This is a genomic window from Bacillus sp. CHD6a (assembly GCF_001293645.1).
Lineage (GTDB): Bacteria > Bacillota > Bacilli > Bacillales > Bacillaceae_I > Sutcliffiella_A.
In genome coordinates, this window is sequence record NZ_LBMD01000043.1 from 1 (window position 1) to 17,548 (window position 17,548).

Here is a 17,548-nt window from a genome sequence, read left to right on the forward strand (position 1 = left end):
CTTATGCGCTGGTTTTTTTTGTGTTTCAGGAGTTTGGGCAGAGGTGGAGTTTGGTGGATGAAGACAATTTGGGAGTGGGGAAGTTGGTGAGAGTGTTTTCATCGAGGGGATGAAGACACTTTGGAAGGGAGGGAGTTGGTGAGAGTGTTTTCATCGAGGGGATGAAGACACTTTGGAGGAGATATTTTCATGCAGAGTGTCTTCATAGAGGATTTAAGGACATGTAGGAGGAGAGAATCTTGTAATAGAGGTCTTAATCACTGTAATAAAGCCCTTCAAAAGCAGCAATACCTAATCGAGAGGTCTTAACCACTGTAATAAAGCCCTTCAGAAGCAGCAATACCTAATCGAGAGGTCTTACCCACTGTTATAAAGCCCTTCAAAATCAGTAATCCCTCCCCGAGAGGTCTTAACCACTGGTATAAAGCCCTTCAGAAGCAGCAATACCTAATCGAGAGGTCTTACCCACTGTTATAAAGCCCATCACAACCAGCAATCCCTCCCAGAGAAGTCTTGACCCCCGCTATAAAGACTTTATAAAACAAAAAACACTATCTGAAAGGTCTTGATCGCATCTATAAAGACCTCCTATAGCAGGATTCCCCATCACTGAGGTCTTTATAGCTTACTTTAAAGACAGGCCTCAATCGTAAAATACCCGTCCGCCCGCTGTCACTAAAAGTATAGTCTTTCTTTCAGAGGACCAAGCAATACCCGGCAATACCCGGCAATCCCCCAATACCCCCTACACCTCACAATCAATATCAAACGTACTTAACAAATACCCATGCAAGTAAAAAGGAATTTTTACCGTCGCTACATGTAGGAAGTGGTTAATGAGAGATAAATCACTGCTGTGAAAAGTATGCAGCAGCTCACCCCACCATTCAGTTTCATACCGGCAGATCATGCTTAAATTATATAGAAGCAGGTAATAGGATAGTATTTCTGGGAAAAAGGTTAACTGTTCTTTTTTTCTTGGAATGTACAGAGTGCTTTTTTCATGGTTGTACAACAATGGTGAGTAATGACATGATCTAGGGTAATTAATTTCATTAAAATGAAAAGCTTCTTCTTTCATGGAGTCGTACACAAAGGAAGTCTGCTTTTGAAAATGCTGAATAAAGCGGTCTTTGGTCATTTTATAATCATCTAAAATGGACTGCGGCACCCGAATGAAAGTATCGCCCACCCTTCCAACTGCTAAAAAGGGAGATTTATTTTTGGTAATTTTTATACTTGTTTCAAGTTCGGGAATGGAGAACAGTAAATCTCTCATGGAATACTTTGTTCCTTCTATTTGTTTCACATGGAACATTTTGTCGCTAAAGTGCGAAAAGAGTCCGTTTTTCTGGACTTTTACTTCATCTTGTAAAAACTCATAGCTTTGTTTTTTTCGTTTTCTAGTGGATACACCATGTGCTAAAACAGATGTGGATTCTGGATAGCATGGATCGACTGTTAACAAGCAGGCTTTGATCAGTTGAACCATTCCGTAAAACATGAGAACAGGTTTAATTGAGGTAGGAGTATTGCTGGATTGCTGAAGATAGGTCAATCCATGCTCTACATAATAAATAAAACTATATGCATTGTTGTAGCTTTTTTGTTCAAACTGATCAATTTGTTGCTTTTGGTAACAGGTCTTGAGCAGTTTCTGGGCGGTTTCAACAGATTGAAATGGGTAAAATAAGTGTAAGTATGGAGCAGTCAAATAATCCACGTCCTCATAATAAATAGTATAGTTAGAATAATTAGAAAAAATAAACTTATGTTACCGTCCTTGACAGTATTTTGTCCAGTTGATACTCTACTATAAATATTATCGAGTTTAAGAAGGGGGAAAATTTTGTCATGTGGGAAAATAAATTTGCTAAAGAAGGCTTAACATTTGATGATGTTCTTTTAGTTCCATCCAAGTCTGAGGTTCTACCAAGGGATGTAGATTTAAAAGTAAAGTTGACGGAAACATTGCAACTAAACATTCCAATTATCAGTGCAGGAATGGATACAGTGACAGAAGCAGAGATGGCGATTGCGATGGCTCGTCAAGGAGGCTTAGGAATAATTCACAAGAACATGTCCATTGAACAGCAAGCGGAACAAGTGGATAAGGTGAAGCGTTCTGAACGTGGCGTTATTACTGATCCGTTCTTCTTAACACCTGAGCATCAAGTGTTCGATGCAGAGCACCTAATGGGAAAATACAGGATCTCTGGTGTTCCAATTGTCAATAACAACGAGGAGCTTAAACTTGTTGGTATCCTGACAAACCGTGATCTGCGATTCATTCAGGATTTCTCGATTCCCATTTCAGATGTCATGACAAAAGAAAACCTTGTAACTGCTTCTGTAGGAACAACGTTAGAAGAGGCAGAAAGTATCCTTCAAAAGTACAAAATTGAAAAGCTCCCTCTTGTAGATGAAGCTGGAGTATTAAAAGGGCTTATTACCATTAAAGATATAGAAAAAGTTATTGAGTTCCCACACTCTGCTAAAGATAGCCAAGGGCGTCTTTTAGTTGGTGCAGCAGTGGGCGTAACAGGAGATACGATGCTTCGAGTTGAGAAGCTGGTACAAAAAAGCGTGGATGCTATTGTAGTGGATACAGCACATGGTCATTCTCAAGGTGTCCTTGATACGGTTAGAAAAATAAGAGAAATATACCCGAACCTAAACATTATCGCTGGGAATGTTGCAACAGCAGAAGCTACAAAAGATTTGGTCGAAGCTGGAGCGAATGTAGTGAAGGTAGGTATCGGGCCGGGCTCCATTTGTACGACCCGAGTAGTGGCCGGTGTAGGAGTACCGCAAATCACGGCAGTGTATGATTGCGCAACAGAGGCACGTAAGCTTGGTGTTTCCATCATTGCTGACGGCGGCATCAAGTACTCAGGTGACATTGTAAAAGCTCTAGCTGCTGGTGGACATGCTGTTATGCTTGGAAGTATGTTGGGTGGTACTTCTGAAAGTCCTGGAGAAACAGAAATTTTCCAAGGTAGACGCTTTAAAGTTTACCGCGGAATGGGTTCTGTTGGAGCAATGGAAAAAGGAAGTAAAGATCGTTATTTCCAAGAAGATAATAAAAAGTTTGTACCAGAAGGAATTGAAGGGCGTATTGCTTATAAAGGTCCTGTCGCCGACACTATTTACCAAATGGTTGGCGGTCTGCGTTCCGGTATGGGATACTGTGGTACAAAAGACTTACAAGCATTAAGAGAAAACGCACAATTTGTGAAAATGACAGGGGCCGGGCTACGTGAAAGTCATCCACATGATGTACAGATCACAAAAGAATCCCCTAACTATTCCGTTTAAGTAAGTTGTCATAGGAGTTTAGTCTTATAAACTGACAGAGAAAGAAGTGGTCTTTCTCTGTCTATTTTTTTTGGACATAGTGTGATAAAATAACGACTATGTGAAAAAAATCTGTGGAGGGTATTTAATTGTGACAAAGAAAAATTTTCAACGTGTTATTGCTAGTTTACTAACTATTGCGCTGTTAACAACCATTTTTTCAATACAGGATGTAAAAGCAGAGGGTAACAATCCTCATTTAGATATAAATGCTGAAGCTGCGTTACTTCTTGAACAAAGCACAGGGAAGATTATTTTTCAAAAGAATATTGATACCGTACTTGGCATCGCAAGTATGACAAAAATGATGAGTGAATACTTAATCCTTGAAGCCATTAACGAAGGAAAACTATCACCAGAAGATCAATACAATGTAAATGAGTACGTATGGACAATTTCTCAGGACCGCAGTTTATCCAACGTTCCTCTACGAAGAGATGGTACGTATAACGTCCAGGAACTATATGAAGCGATGGCGATCTATTCTGCAAACGGAGCGACTATTGCCCTGGCAGAGATGGTTGCAGGCACTGAGGCTGAATTTGTAAAGATGATGAATGAAAAAGCAGAAGAGTTAGGATTAGAGGACTATAAATTCGTTAACTCTACTGGACTAAACAATAGAGACCTTTATGGTATGCATCCCGATGGAACAGGTGCAGAAGATGAGAATATGATGTCTGCTCGTGCAACAGCAAAATTAGCTTACCATCTATTAAAAGACTTCCCTGAGATCCTTGATACCGCTAGTATCCCTAAAAAGGTATTCAGAGAAGGTACAGACGATGAAATCTACATGTCCAATTGGAACTGGATGCTTCCTGGCCTGGTTTCTGAATACGAAGGCGTAGACGGATTGAAAACAGGTTTTACCGATTTTGCCGGGTACAACTTTACAGGAACTATTGAAAAGGACGGCATGAGATTTATTTCCGTGGTAATGAATGCCAAAAATGCAAATGGCCAACCACAAGATACGGCGCGATTTGCAGAAACTAGAAAACTATTTGATTATGGGTTTGCAAACTACTCCGTTGAGGAGATTTACCCGGCTAACTATCAAATTGATGAAAACTCTAATTTGAAAGTAGTAAAAGGGAAAGAAAAGCAAGTTGAAGTGGAAACTAGTGAAGCAATGAAGATTTTAGTCAAACGTGGGGAAGAGGAAAACTTTGAACCATTGTATGAATTTGATGAAAAAGTAGTATCTGAAGAAGAGGGTATTACAGCACCTTTTAAAAAAGGGACAAAAGTAGGGCACATGACGATTAATTATACAGGGGAAGAGGAGAATCTCGGTTATCTGATAGAGGGACAAGGTCCTAAAGTGGACCTTGTAACAAAAGAAGGCGTGGAAAAAGCAAACTGGTTTGTATTATCCATGCGTGCAGTTGGCGGATTCTTCTCGGATCTCTGGTCCACAGTAGCTGGAGCGGTTAAAGGATTATTTTAAATGAATGAATGATAAATGCTTGAAGGACCGTCTTCTCAGAGGATGGACTTTCAGGCATTTTCCTTATAGACGACTTATGGGTAATTCTGTTGAACGGGGAAATACTACACTAAGTAGAAGGGTTTTCTAAAAGACGAATCTTTCTAAATAGTGGAAGGTTAATCTTTCGATTTTTTATTAGGATTTTTCTAAAATTTAAGGTAAAATAAAGAGCGTGTTAGTAAATTATATGGACTTGCTCCATTTTATGAAAAAATATTTTATACATATTGGGGGACTTAACGATGACACATCAAACAGGTACTGATCGTGTAAAACGTGGAATGGCGGAAATGCAAAAAGGCGGCGTCATCATGGACGTTGTAAATGCTGAACAAGCGAAAATTGCAGAAGAGGCTGGAGCAGTTGCTGTAATGGCATTAGAACGTGTTCCTGCTGATATCCGTGCAGCTGGTGGAGTTGCTCGTATGGCAGATCCAACGATTGTGGAAGAAGTAATGAAAGCTGTATCTATCCCGGTAATGGCTAAAGCGCGTATTGGTCATATTGTGGAAGCTCGCGTATTGGAAGCAATGGGAGTGGACTATATCGATGAGAGTGAAGTATTAACTCCAGCTGATGAGGAATACCACTTGGATAAGCGTCAATACAAAGTGCCTTTCGTTTGTGGTTGTCGTGACCTTGGAGAAGCTGCACGCCGTATTGGTGAAGGTGCTTCTATGCTTCGTACAAAAGGAGAGCCAGGAACAGGAAACATCGTAGAAGCAGTTCGTCACATCCGTAAAGTGAACGCACAAGTTCGCAAAGTAGTAGGAATGAACGAAGATGAGTTGATGACAGAAGCGAAGCTATTGGGCGCTCCTTTTGAATTACTTCTTGAAATCAAGCGTACTGGTAAACTTCCAGTAGTAAACTTCGCAGCAGGCGGAATTGCGACTCCAGCTGATGCAGCGTTGATGATGCAATTGGGTTCTGACGGGGTATTTGTTGGATCTGGTATCTTCAAATCCGAAAACCCTGCGAAATTTGCTCGTGCTATCGTGGAAGCGACTACTCATTACCAAGATTATGAACTAATTGCAAGCCTGTCCAAAGGATTAGGTACTGCGATGAAAGGCATCGAAATTTCTACACTATTACCTGAAAATCGCATGCAAGAGCGTGGCTGGTAAGTAAAGGAGTTTTAACGTATGGTGAAAGTTGGGGTATTAGGACTTCAAGGTGCAGTTCGGGAACATGTTAGATCCATCGAGGCATCTGGAGCAGAAGCGGTTGTAGTAAAAAAAGCAGAACAGCTTTCTGAAATAGACGGCTTAATCATACCGGGCGGCGAAAGCACGACGATGCGCCGACTGATTGACAAGTATTCATTCATGGAGCCGTTGCGCGAATTTGGTGCAAGCGGCAAGCCTGTATTTGGTACATGTGCCGGTCTTATTTTGATCGCAAATGAAATTGTTGGCTATGATGAGTCACACTTGGCATTTATGGATGCTAAGGTGGAGCGTAACTCATTTGGACGCCAGGTGGACAGTTTTGAAGCAGAACTGGATATAGCAGGGATAGCAGAAGATTTCATCGGCGTATTCATTCGTGCTCCGCATATTGTGGAAGTGGGAGAAGATGTTGAGGTTCTTTGTAAGCATAATGGCCGTATCGTGGCTGCTCGTCAAGGGCAGTTCTTAGGCTGTTCGTTCCATCCAGAATTAACAGATGACCACCGTATTACACAGTATTTTGTCAATATGGTCAAAGAAGCCAAATAATATAGGTATAAATCTATTGCATGTTTGAGAAACTTGTAGTAGATTATCTAATAAGAAAATATTGTTAAAGCGTTGATAGGAAAAAGTAGCAGGCTGCACATACTTTTTAGAGAGTCGGTGGTTGGTGAGAACCGATGTATGACATCTGCGAATCCATCCTTGAGCACTTGGCCGAATTGCCTTTATTGGCATAGTAAGTCAAATCGGTAAGATTATTACCGTTATCGAATGAAGTGGGAGAAGGCGTTTAGTCTTTTTCAACAAGGGTGGCAACACGGGAATATAAACTCTCGTCCCTATTTAGGGGACGGGGGTTTTTTGTGTTCTCGGGGTTTCTGCGGAACTCCCTGTTCATCTCCGTTCCAGGTATTCGTTTATCCAAAGGGCGTGTGCTTGAGCCTCCTCATTTCATTGCGGGGTCTCATACCTTGCACTACGATCACCAGGGGGATATCCCTACATATTTGTTATTTAGGAAAAATAAAAAGGAGGAATAAGACATGTTGGATTTAAAGTTATTGCGTGCGAATTTTGAGGAGATAAAGGGTAAGCTTCAACATAGAGGAGAAGACTTGTCTGATTTGGACCGCTTTGAAGAGCTGGATGCAAAAAGAAGGGATCTTCTTGTTCAAACGGAGCAATTGAAAAGCAAGCGTAATGAAGTTTCTCAGCAGATTGCTACCATGAAACGCGAAAAGCAGGATGCTGATCACCTGATTAAGGAAATGCGTGAAGTAGGAGACAGTGTAAAGGCATTGGATGAGGAATTAAGAGGAGTGGAAGAAGCACTTGAGCTGCTACTACTATCTATCCCAAATATCCCTCATGAAAGTGTTCCTGTTGGGGAAACGGAGGACGACAATGTCGAGGTTCGTAAATGGGGCGAGCTTCCAAATTTCGCCTTTGAAGCGAAAGCGCATTGGGATATCGCAGATGAGCTAGGTATATTAGATTTTGAACGAGCAGGTAAAGTAACTGGAAGCCGCTTTGTTTTCTACCGTGGCTTAGGAGCGAGACTGGAGAGAGCATTATTCAACTTCATGTTAGACTTACATGTAGATGAACACGGTTATACAGAAGTGCTACCTCCATACTTGGTAAACCGTGCTAGCATGACCGGGACAGGGCAGCTGCCTAAGTTTGAGGAAGATGCTTTCTTGATAGAAAAAGAGGACTACTTCTTGGTTCCGACTGCTGAGGTTCCAATTACAAATATGCACCGTGAAGAGATCTTAAGTGGTGAGCAATTGCCAATTAATTATGCGGCATTCAGTGCCTGCTTCCGTTCTGAGGCAGGATCTGCTGGTCGTGATACACGAGGATTGATTCGTCAGCATCAATTCAATAAAGTGGAGCTTGTGAAATTTGTAAAGCCGGAAGAATCTTATGAAGAGCTTGAGAAATTGACAGGTAATGCGGAGAAAGTATTGCAGTTGCTTGGACTTCCTTACCGTGTGTTGAGCATGTGTACAGCAGATCTAGGATTCACTGCAGCTAAGAAATATGACATTGAAGTATGGATTCCAAGTGCGGAAACATACCGTGAGATTTCTTCTTGCAGTAATTTTGAGAGTTTCCAAGCTCGCCGTGCAAACATCCGTTTCCGTCGCGATCCAAAAGGGAAGCCGGAGCATGTGCATACATTGAACGGTTCTGGACTTGCAATTGGCCGTACAGTGGCAGCTATCATTGAAAATTATCAGCAGGAAGATGGTTCTGTTATAATTCCGGAAGTTTTACGTCCTTACATGGGTGGCAAAGAAATTTTGACTAAATAGTGAACAATGAAAGGATAGAGTGAAAAATCTCTATCCTTCTCTTATATCGTGTTGACATCCTTTTTAGAAATATGATATATTACTTTTTGTCGATACGGAGGAATACCCAAGTCCGGCTGAAGGGATCGGTCTTGAAAACCGACAGGGGTGTCAAAGCCCGCGGGGGTTCGAATCCCTCTTCCTCCGCCATTGATTTTTAAAAAAGGTTTTTACCAATAGCGCATAAACTGGAGTATGTTCGTTACATTATGGAGAAGTAACGACTTTTTTATTGCCTGAGATGAAGCGACGTCATTTTTCGGCAATCTGTAAGCTGCCCGTCTGGGGTGGCTTATTTTTTTTGTAGAAAGTTATAAACAGTTGATTTCCGTTGGAGGTGGTTCGCTTTTCTTTGGACGGTCCGGGCTTGGTAGAAGCCATTTCTGCGGAACTCCCTGTTGATCTCCGTTCCAGGTATTCGCTTATCAAAAGGGCGTTTGCTTGAGCCTCCTCATTTCATTGCGGGCGGGGTCTCAACCTACCGCTGCCTCCCGCCGGAGTCTCATACCTTGCACTACGATCACTAGGGGGATATCTCTACTTTTTATTAAACACCGCTGTTGATTTTCTGCAGGGTCTCCACCTAGCGTTTATCCCGCCGGAGTCTTCGCCATTTGCTACAATCACCAGAGTTTCCCATTCAACTAGGGTTTACAAAAAAGACCGGGGCAAATAGCCTCGGTCTTTTGTATGTTTCATTTATTTTTTTAGCAACTGTGATTGTTTCATGTGATGGGAGATCTTTTCGATGATTGGTTCGATGGAATCGCCATTGCTTAGCACGTCATATTCGTTGATGTTCAAACGCAATACCGGGCACGCATGGAAGTTGTTGATCCATCTTTCGTAACGTTCATGCATTTCCTCCCAATAGGAAATGGGAGTCTGCTGCTCCATTGGGCGTCCACGTTCTTGGATGCGGCCAAGGATATCATCCAGGCTTCCTTCCAAATAAATTAAAAGATCAGGATGAGGGAAATACGGTGTCATCACCATCGCTTCAAACAGGCTAGTGTACGTATCATAGTCGACCTGAGTCATCGTTCCCTTTTCATAATGCATATTGGCAAAGATGCCAGTGTCTTCATAGATAGAACGGTCTTGAATAAAGCCGCCGCCATATTCAAAGATTTTTTTCTGATCTTTAAATCGTTCTGCTAAGAAGTAAATTTGTAAATGAAAGCTCCAACGCTCAAAATCAGCGTAAAATTTATCTAAGTATGGATTGGTGTCTACTTTTTCAAAAGATGTACGAAAACCAAGGGCGTTTGCCAAAGCATTCGTCATGGTAGATTTACCGACTCCCACTGTTCCGGCAATTGTAATGACCGCGTTAGAGGGAATGCCGTATTTTTGACGTAAATTCATTATACGTTAACTCCTTTATTCAAGGTATCTTTCAACTGTTGAAAAATACGTTGTAGATCTTCATCTCGTTGTACAAAGTCAACCTCGTCTCCGTTAAAGCGAAGGATTGGCAAAGAAGGGAATTGTTCTTCAAGTCGATCCATTTCTTCATCATAATCAAGGCTTAACTGTTGAAGGTATAATGGATCTATTTTCTTTTCGATATCACGGCCACGCTTTTCAATTCTCGTTAGTAGCGTGTCCAGACTTGCATTTAAATAAATAATGACATTTGGTTTTGGCATGTCTTCCGTTAAAATATCGTATATTTTAAGGTATTTATCGTACTGCTTGTCCTTTAGTGTACGTTTAGCGAAAATAAGGTTCTTTAGAATATGATAATCAGCTACTACCGGTTTTTGTTGCTTTAGGTGGTGCTGATCAATGTCTTCGAGTTGTTTGTATCTATTACATAGGAAAAACATTTCTGTTTGAAAACTCCACTCGTCGATGTTCTCGTAGAATTTCCCCAGGAATGGATTTTCGTCTACTATTTCTTTTAATAATTGATATTGGAACTCTTCTGCAATTTTTTTTGCAAGTGAGGTTTTTCCAACACCAATGGGTCCTTCGACTGTTATAAATGGTGTTGCTTGCACCAGGATGCCCCCTTTGATAAGCATATGACTACATCAATTTTTTTACAGACAATAACCATTTTATCATAGATGTTGGGGTTGTGGAGGAACAATTTAGAGAGGACTGGAATAGATAAGGACTGGAGATTACCCCAGCCCCTAGTAGTAGTAATAGTAACGCTCGGTTGGATTTTTTACGACGTTGAAGTTATCGGTAATCAGAAGCCAGTTTTGTGGAAAAGGCAGACCTAATTTCCAATAGCTGATACCTCGTAAGTTTAGTTCTTTTATGAGATCAAATTTTGCCTGAATGGATCTTCCGTCTTCAAACCAAACCTCATGTTCCTTGCCTTCCTTTGTATAGGTGAAGTGGGGAGCCTGAGCCTCTTCATCGTATAATATAGCAACATTGTTGTTAGCAGCAAGTTCGATAGCAGCTTGTGGGCTTATCGCTTTCGCAAATTCTCCACCTTGGACGAAGGGAAGCGTCCAGTCATAACCATAGAGATTTTGGCCCATCATAATCTTTTCACTTGGCATTTCCGTTATGGCATACTCCAATACTTCTCGAACAGGTCCAATTGGAGAAACTGCCATTGGTGGACCTCCGCTATATCCCCACTCATATGTCATTATGACGACAAAATCGACAATTTCTCCATGTGCTTTATAGTCATGGGCCTCATACCATTTTCCTTTTTGATCGGCTTTTGTTTTGGGGGCAAGGGCGGTGGAGATAAGCCAGCCTTCCTTTTTAAACCGATCTCTAGCTTTTCGTAAAAAGGTATTGTAAGCTTCCTTGTCTGCAGGCCGTAAATACTCAAAATCAAAATGAATGTCTTTAAAGTTATATTTTTTGGCAGTGGCAACGACATTATCTAGGAATTTGTTTTGAACTTGCATGTCTGTTAGGATGATCCGACCAAGCTCGTCACTGAATCCATCCTCTTCTAAATTGGTAAGCACCATCATCAAGATGACATTGTCTTCTGCAGCAATGGCAGGCAGATTGGTTAGGGGTGGTTCTTTCAGTGATCCGTCCCTCAGCACCTGAAAGCTAAACGGGGCAAGATAGGTTAAATAGGGAGCGGCATTACGTGAACTTTGTTGCAGTTCTTCTGATACTGTATTTCCCCGGGGCTCCACATACGCGTTTATTTCCGCCTCTCGTTTTGGTTGAGGAGGAATATAAAGGCGCAGCCCTACGCGTAGTGGATTGGCAGGATTCAATTGGTTTATTTCAATTAACTGTTCAGGTGTGGTATTGTACCTTCTTACTATTGAAAAAATCGTATCTCCCTGCTGCACAAAATAAAAACGCCCCACAATGGGGATCACCAGTGCCTGGCCGACAACAAGCCTATCAGGGTTGGGCAGATCGTTCGCTTCAATAATATCCTGTGGCGTTGTGGCATATGCCTGTGCAATCCCACTGAGTGACTGTCCTTGGCTTACGACATGAATTTGCATGGTTCGTCCCCCCTATTCATTATCCTTTACCAATGTATGAATGGGTGGGAGGATTCATGCAAGCAACCTAAATTTGGTGGAGAAACTTTGTTGTTGGACTTACATCAGCTTTTAGCACATTTTCCATCATGCGTAATGCGTACGTATGATCGTTATCATCTGCAGAAGCGATGGCATCACTCGGTATGATGAGCTCAAACTCCCGCATGTAGGCATCATTTGCGGTGAAGAGAACACAAATATTCCCTGCAATTCCTGTAAGGATCAGCTTTTTTATATGGAGTTGGGAGAGCAGGGTATGCAATGCTGTCCCAAAGAAAGCAGAATGCTTCGGCTTGATAAGAAAAAAGTCATCACCACTAGGATATAATGCTTGCACGATTGGTTCACTCCATTTATTCGAGCATTTATCAATGATTTTATCGTAATCAGCCTGCCATAAGTTATAATGGTCATTAATATAGATAATCGGAAGGTCTTTCTTGTGCATGTATTCTTTGATGGCTTTAATATTAGGAACGATTCTGGATGTTTTTTCTGCCAAGATGCTTCCGTGCGTAAATTGAAAATCATTGATTATATCAATAATTAAAAGAGCGGTTTGTTTCATATGTAAAATCACCTCGTAAAGATTAGTCTATGGAAAAGAGGTGGAGAATATCAATATGTAAGGAAAAGAAGGGAAAGGTCCAAAATGCAAGATGAACATTTTATGATGTTGGCGATAGAAGAGGCCAAAAAAGCAGAGGCACTTAAGGAGGTTCCAATAGGTGCAGTTCTTGTGCTTGATGGAAAAGTTATAGCCAAGGGATATAATCTCAGGGAAACCACCCAAAGGTCGATTACACATGCAGAAATTCTGGTAATTGATCAAGCGTGTGAAGCATTGCAAACATGGCGGTTGGAAGAAGCGACATTATATGTAACGTTAGAACCGTGTCCCATGTGTGCAGGAGCGATCATCCAATCGCGAGTTAAAAAAGTGGTATACGGTGCCAAGGATCCAAAAGCGGGATGTGCAGGGACCCTCATGAATATCTTGCAAGATGAGCGCTTTAATCACCAGACAGAAGTGGTGAGTGGTATAATGGAAGAAGAATGTGGTGAATTGCTGTCCTCCTTTTTCAGGAAGCTTCGTCAACAGAAAAAAGAGAAGAAGCAACTTCGTGAATCTAACTCCTAATAATTTACAGTATCGGACGGTTGCATTTTTTTCACTTACCCGTTATACTAAATTATGCGTCGAGTTAATGACGCAACCAACTTATGGTTTTAATTTTGTCGTGCTAAGCGGGGAGGTAGCGGTGCCCTGAACTCGCAATCCGCTCTAGCGAGGCTGAATCCCTTCTCGAGGTTAGTAGACTGTAGGGTCTGCCTCAAGTAAGTGGTGTTGACACCTGGGTCCTGCGCAATGGGAACCCGTGAACCATGTCAGGTCCGGAAGGAAGCAGCATTAAGCGGACTCTCTCATGTGCCGCAGGGTTGCCTGGGTCGAGCTAACTGCTTGAGTAACGCTTATGGTGACTAATCGACAGAAGGTGCACGGCAGTTTAATAATACTAAACAAACTCACTCCAATTTCTGGGGTGAGTTTTTTCATGTTTAAAATGTTAAACAGATTAGTGGATTGGAGCGGAAGGCACTCGACTCCGGCGGTAGGTAGCGGGAGGTTGAGACACTACAGGCGAAGCGAGGCCGCTGAGAAACTGATAAAATAAAGTTTTTATTTATTCCTAGCTGTTGATTGGAGCAAATGGCGAAGACTCCTCGAAAATGCTACGCATTTTCTTCGTGCGATGAATCGCTGCCGAAGCCTTCCTTGTCCTGAGGGAGACAGCGCTAGGTGGAGACCCCGCAGGCGTAGCCGAGGAGGCTCCAGCAGCGCCCTAGGAAAGCGAAGCCATTTGGGGAAATCAACAGCGGTGTCAAAACAACATATTAAATCAGTCACAATTTCCAGTGGCTTCGGCGGAACCGTGGAGGCACAAGCATAGCCCTGCGGAAAGCGAGTGCCTGCAGCGGAAAGGAACGATCATTCTATAGAGTCAATTAATAATGATAGACAAGGAACAAACATTTTATTTTCCACAACCCATACGGTATAATGGAAGAGGATAAAAAAGAAGGAGGGCATATTGTTGGCATATCAAGCTTTATATCGTGTTTTTCGACCACAAACCTTTGCAGATGTCGTGGGACAAGAACATATAACCCAAACCTTACAAAACGCCCTGCTTCAACAAAAGTTTTCTCACGCCTACTTGTTCTCCGGTCCAAGAGGAACAGGAAAAACAAGTGCGGCCAAAATACTAGCAAAAGCAGTAAACTGCGAACATGCACCAGTTGCGGAACCATGCAACGAATGTTCCGCCTGTAAAGGAATAACGGACGGTTCCATTTCTGATGTCATTGAAATAGATGCAGCTTCCAATAATGGAGTAGACGAAATCCGTGACATTCGCGACAAAGTCAAATATGCTCCAAGCTCTGTAAAATATAAAGTATACATTATTGATGAAGTACATATGCTTTCTATCGGAGCGTTTAATGCGTTACTAAAAACGTTAGAAGAACCGCCAAAGCACGTAATTTTTATATTGGCTACGACCGAACCCCACAAGATCCCACTGACCATCATCTCGCGTTGTCAGCGCTTTGATTTCAAGAGGATAACAGGGGAGTCAATTGTCGGAAGACTTTCTACTGTTTTACACGCACAAGAAATAGAAGCTGAGCCCCAAGCATTGGCTATCATTGCCCGAGCTGCAGAGGGCGGGATGCGTGATGCCCTCAGTTTGATGGACCAGGCAATCTCCTTCAGCAACGGACTGCTAACTGTCCAAGATGCACTTGCCATAACGGGATCTGTCTCCCAAAGCTTCATGACAGATATCGTGCACGGCCTGTATCACAAAAATGTGGCAGAAGCGTTGGATTCTTTGAACCAAGTATTCCAATCAGGTAAAGATCCTGCAAGGTTTCTGGAAGATCTTATCTTCTATTACCGGGATATGCTCCTATATAAAACAGCACCTAACTTGGAACAAATTTTGGACAGAGTACAGGTGGATGAAGCTTTTCAAAAATTTGCAGAAGAAATCCCTGCAGAAACAATCTATGAGACAATTGATATTCTGAATAAGAGCCAACAGGAAATGAAGTGGACAAACCATCCCCGAATTTACCTGGAAGTAGCGATTGTGAAGCTATGTCAGCTTGAAGCTTCCATTAATGAAGCGGCGAACCAAGACCAAGTAAACCTTCTGCAAAAGAAGATTACTATGTTGGAAACCAAGGTGAAAGAGCTTGCGGCAGGAAATGCAGGGGGAGCGGCAAAAACGAATGCACCAAGCAAGGCCCCTGCAAGAAGTGGCGGCGGTGCCAGAAATGGGTTCAAACCAGCAACAGGTCGAATTCAGGAAGTGCTGAAGCAGGCAACAAGAGGAGACTTGGAAAGCATCAAAGGCAGCTGGGCACAGTTGCTAGAGGCACTCCGTAAGCAAAATAAAGTTTCCCATGCTGCATTATTGACCGACAGTGAACCTGTAGCTGCAGCAAGCAGTGCTTTTGTGTTAAAGTTTAAATATGAGATACATTGCAAGATGGCATCTGATGAACCGGTAAAGCAAAATCTTGAACAAATCATTTTGGACCTTACTGGAAAATCTTATGACATGCTGGCCGTTCCAGAAGAAGAATGGCTGAAGATCCGAGAAGGCTTTATCCGCGGACAAAAAAATGATGAAGAGGGCAGCGAAACCCAAGATGACCCATTCATTGAAGAAGCGAAGAAACTTGTCGGCCCTGATCTTGTAGAAATTAAAGAATAAATGATAAAAACATTTTAGGAGGAATTTATTATGATGCGTGGCGGCGGAATGGGTAACATGCAAAAAATGATGAAACAAATGCAAAAGATGCAAAAGGATATGGCTAAAGCACAGGAAGAACTAGCTGAGAAGACAATGGAAGGTACAGCTGGCGGCGGAATGGTTACAGTAGTTGTTAATGGCCAAAAAGAAATCATAGAAGTAAATATCAAGGAAGAAGTTGTAGACCCGGAAGACATCGAAATGCTACAAGACTTAGTTCTAGCTGCTACAAACGATGCCCTTAAGAAAATGGATGAGCTGACAAATGATACAATGGGCCAATTCACTAAAGGGTTAAACATGCCAGGACTATTCTAGGAGGACCTTTATGCATTATCCTGAGCCTATATCAAAGCTGATTGACAGCTTTATGAAATTGCCAGGTATCGGCCCAAAAACGGCCGCTCGTCTGGCTTTTTTCGTACTTAACATGAAAGAAGATACCGTGTTGGACTTTGCAAAAGCACTAGTGAACGCAAAGAGAAACCTCTCCTATTGTTCGGTATGCGGACATATCACCGATAGGGATCCTTGCTATATTTGTGAGGATAATAGAAGAGACAGAACTGTTATCTGTGTGGTACAGGAGACTAAAGATGTAATTGCAATGGAAAAAATGCGGGACTATAACGGCCTCTACCATGTCCTTCACGGTGCTATATCTCCAATGGATGGAATCGGTCCAGAGGATATCAAAATACCGGAACTTATTAAACGATTGCAAGATGATGAAGTCCAAGAACTCATCCTTGCAACCAACCCCAACATAGAAGGTGAAGCAACAGCTATGTATATTTCTAGGCTATTAAAACCATCTGGGATAAAAATGACGCGTATTGCTCATGGACTTCCTGTTGGAGGAGATCTAGAATATGCTGATGAAGTAACGTTATCAAAAGCCCTTGAAGGTAGAAGAGAAATATAAATTTAGTTACATGTAAGAAGGATTCATGATTTCAGACAAAGGGGTTATCATCACCTATGTTTTTTCGAAAAAAAGACCGCTTAAAAAAACAGTATGATGCCAAATTAATGGAAACAACGGAAGATTGTAAGAATCGGTGGGCTAAACAAAAAAGCCTGGTAGATAAAAGCGTCGATCCTTCAGAAGAAGTCATCTGTCAATTGAAAATAGCAGAAGCAAAATACCTCTTCCTTTTAAGGGAAGTCCGAACTCGTATGGTAAAGAAGTAGCTGGGGAGATCCTTAGCTGCTTTTTTTGTGCCTTCTTAAACTTCTTATCTAAGTAGTGAGTTCTTAATTGGAACTGTCATTCATATAGTTTAGTACAAGCTGGCAAGAGGAGGGGTTATAATGGAACCGTTACTAGTAATAGGAGTCATCTGCGGATTGATCCTGCTCGTTCTATTGGTGGGAACACCGATAAAACCGTTGCGCTTTGCAGGCCAGGCGCTTATAAAGGTAATGATTGGTGCACTCTTTTTATTCTTTTTAAATGCATTTGGAAACTCTATGGGGATTCATGTACCGATTAATCCTACTACCGCTGCAGTCTCAGGTCTATTAGGTATACCAGGGGTAATATCATTAGTAATCATTCAGAAGTATATCGTATAAGAAGAAAAGATTACGTGTTTTTTAGTGACTATATCCATCTAGTATACTAATATCATTGCCCTCCAAAAAAAAAGAGGGTTTTTTTGTTTTTTTCCGTTGACTTACCGTAAACAAAAATGGTATATTATATTTCGTTGTCACAAACGACTACATACATGATTTGAAAATAACTTTTAAAAAGTTGTTGACTTCACTTTAGAGTATGTGATAAGATAATAAAGTCGCTTCGAGAGAACGACGAAAAAGAGTT

The 17,548-nt window shown here is 41.7% G+C and carries 16 protein-coding genes, 1 tRNA gene, 1 other RNA gene and 1 other annotated feature; of the genes, 13 read left to right on the plus strand and 5 right to left on the minus strand.

The features are described 5' to 3' along the window. Positions 1–745: 745 nt before the first annotated feature. Positions 746–1,714, minus strand: coding sequence for a YaaC family protein (locus tag AAV98_RS19280; RefSeq protein WP_060667142.1), 969 nt, complete (start codon positions 1,712–1,714; stop codon positions 746–748). Between the two features lie 140 nt (positions 1,715–1,854). On the opposite strand from AAV98_RS19280, the gene guaB reads away from it, so the two are divergent. From guaB to AAV98_RS19310, 6 genes are all read left to right on the plus strand, one after another. Further along, positions 1,855–3,318: an IMP dehydrogenase gene (gene guaB / locus AAV98_RS19285; RefSeq protein WP_060667143.1), complete on the plus strand. Its 1,464-nt coding sequence runs from the start codon at positions 1,855–1,857 to the stop codon at positions 3,316–3,318. Positions 3,319–3,448: 130 nt separating this feature from the next. After that, positions 3,449–4,810 carry a serine hydrolase gene (locus tag AAV98_RS19290; RefSeq protein ID WP_082380964.1) on the plus strand — a complete coding sequence of 454 codons (1,362 nt, stop codon included), beginning with the start codon at positions 3,449–3,451 and terminating at the stop codon, positions 4,808–4,810. Between the two features lie 284 nt (positions 4,811–5,094). Beyond that, positions 5,095–5,982, plus strand: coding sequence for a pyridoxal 5'-phosphate synthase lyase subunit PdxS (pdxS, locus tag AAV98_RS19295; RefSeq protein WP_010191323.1), 888 nt, complete (start codon positions 5,095–5,097; stop codon positions 5,980–5,982). 18 nt (positions 5,983–6,000) lie between these two features. Further along, positions 6,001–6,576, plus strand: a complete 576-nt coding sequence (gene pdxT, locus AAV98_RS19300) for a pyridoxal 5'-phosphate synthase glutaminase subunit PdxT (RefSeq protein WP_060667144.1) — start codon at positions 6,001–6,003, stop codon at positions 6,574–6,576. Positions 6,577–6,639: 63 nt separating this feature from the next. Beyond that, positions 6,640–6,877 (plus strand) — a binding site (T-box leader). A gap of 199 nt (positions 6,878–7,076) precedes the next feature. Next, entirely contained in the window at positions 7,077–8,354 is a 1,278-nt protein-coding gene (gene serS / locus AAV98_RS19305) for a serine--tRNA ligase (protein ID WP_060667145.1), read from the plus strand. Between the two features lie 96 nt (positions 8,355–8,450). Beyond that, positions 8,451–8,543: transfer RNA gene (locus AAV98_RS19310), tRNA-Ser, on the plus strand. Positions 8,544–9,092: 549 nt separating this feature from the next. Here the strand turns inward: AAV98_RS19310 and AAV98_RS19315 are convergent. From AAV98_RS19315 to AAV98_RS19330, 4 genes are all read right to left on the minus strand, one after another. Then, positions 9,093–9,761, minus strand: a complete 669-nt coding sequence (locus tag AAV98_RS19315; RefSeq protein ID WP_060667146.1) for a deoxynucleoside kinase — start codon at positions 9,759–9,761, stop codon at positions 9,093–9,095. Next, the gene (locus AAV98_RS19320; protein ID WP_156317870.1) at positions 9,761–10,399 is read right to left on the minus strand and encodes a deoxynucleoside kinase; all 639 of its coding nucleotides are present in this window, start codon (positions 10,397–10,399) and stop codon (positions 9,761–9,763) included. Before AAV98_RS19320 ends, AAV98_RS19315 begins: the two co-directional genes overlap by 1 nt. 138 nt (positions 10,400–10,537) lie before the next feature. After that, a complete protein-coding gene (locus AAV98_RS19325; protein ID WP_060667148.1) occupies positions 10,538–11,848 on the minus strand; it encodes a glycosyl hydrolase family 18 protein in 1,311 nt (436 codons plus the stop codon). A gap of 67 nt (positions 11,849–11,915) precedes the next feature. Further along, positions 11,916–12,458, minus strand: coding sequence for a cysteine hydrolase family protein (locus AAV98_RS19330; protein WP_060667149.1), 543 nt, complete (start codon positions 12,456–12,458; stop codon positions 11,916–11,918). Positions 12,459–12,542: 84 nt separating this feature from the next. Between AAV98_RS19330 and tadA the strand changes: the two genes are divergently transcribed. The 7 genes from tadA (at position 12,543) to AAV98_RS19365 (ending at position 17,298) form a co-directional block, all read left to right on the plus strand. Then, complete coding sequence (tadA, locus tag AAV98_RS19335) at positions 12,543–13,031, plus strand: tRNA adenosine(34) deaminase TadA (RefSeq protein WP_060667150.1); 489 nt, start codon at positions 12,543–12,545, stop codon at positions 13,029–13,031. Positions 13,032–13,129: 98 nt separating this feature from the next. Further along, an RNA gene (gene ffs, locus AAV98_RS19340) (signal recognition particle sRNA large type) lies at positions 13,130–13,394 on the plus strand. A gap of 592 nt (positions 13,395–13,986) precedes the next feature. Then, entirely contained in the window at positions 13,987–15,678 is a 1,692-nt protein-coding gene (gene dnaX, locus AAV98_RS19345) for a DNA polymerase III subunit gamma/tau (protein WP_060667151.1), read from the plus strand. 33 nt (positions 15,679–15,711) lie between these two features. Next, on the plus strand, positions 15,712–16,038 hold the full coding sequence (locus AAV98_RS19350; protein ID WP_148990353.1) for a YbaB/EbfC family nucleoid-associated protein: 327 nt from the start codon (positions 15,712–15,714) through the stop codon (positions 16,036–16,038). 10 nt (positions 16,039–16,048) lie between these two features. Beyond that, a complete protein-coding gene (gene recR / locus AAV98_RS19355) occupies positions 16,049–16,645 on the plus strand; it encodes a recombination mediator RecR (protein ID WP_060667153.1) in 597 nt (198 codons plus the stop codon). Positions 16,646–16,701: 56 nt separating this feature from the next. Next, positions 16,702–16,914 (plus strand): YaaL family protein, encoded by a 213-nt coding sequence (locus AAV98_RS19360; RefSeq protein WP_060667154.1) that lies wholly within the window; start codon positions 16,702–16,704, stop codon positions 16,912–16,914. A gap of 120 nt (positions 16,915–17,034) precedes the next feature. Next, positions 17,035–17,298, plus strand: a complete 264-nt coding sequence (locus AAV98_RS19365) for a pro-sigmaK processing inhibitor BofA family protein (protein WP_060667155.1) — start codon at positions 17,035–17,037, stop codon at positions 17,296–17,298. Positions 17,299–17,548: the final 250 nt, after the last annotated feature.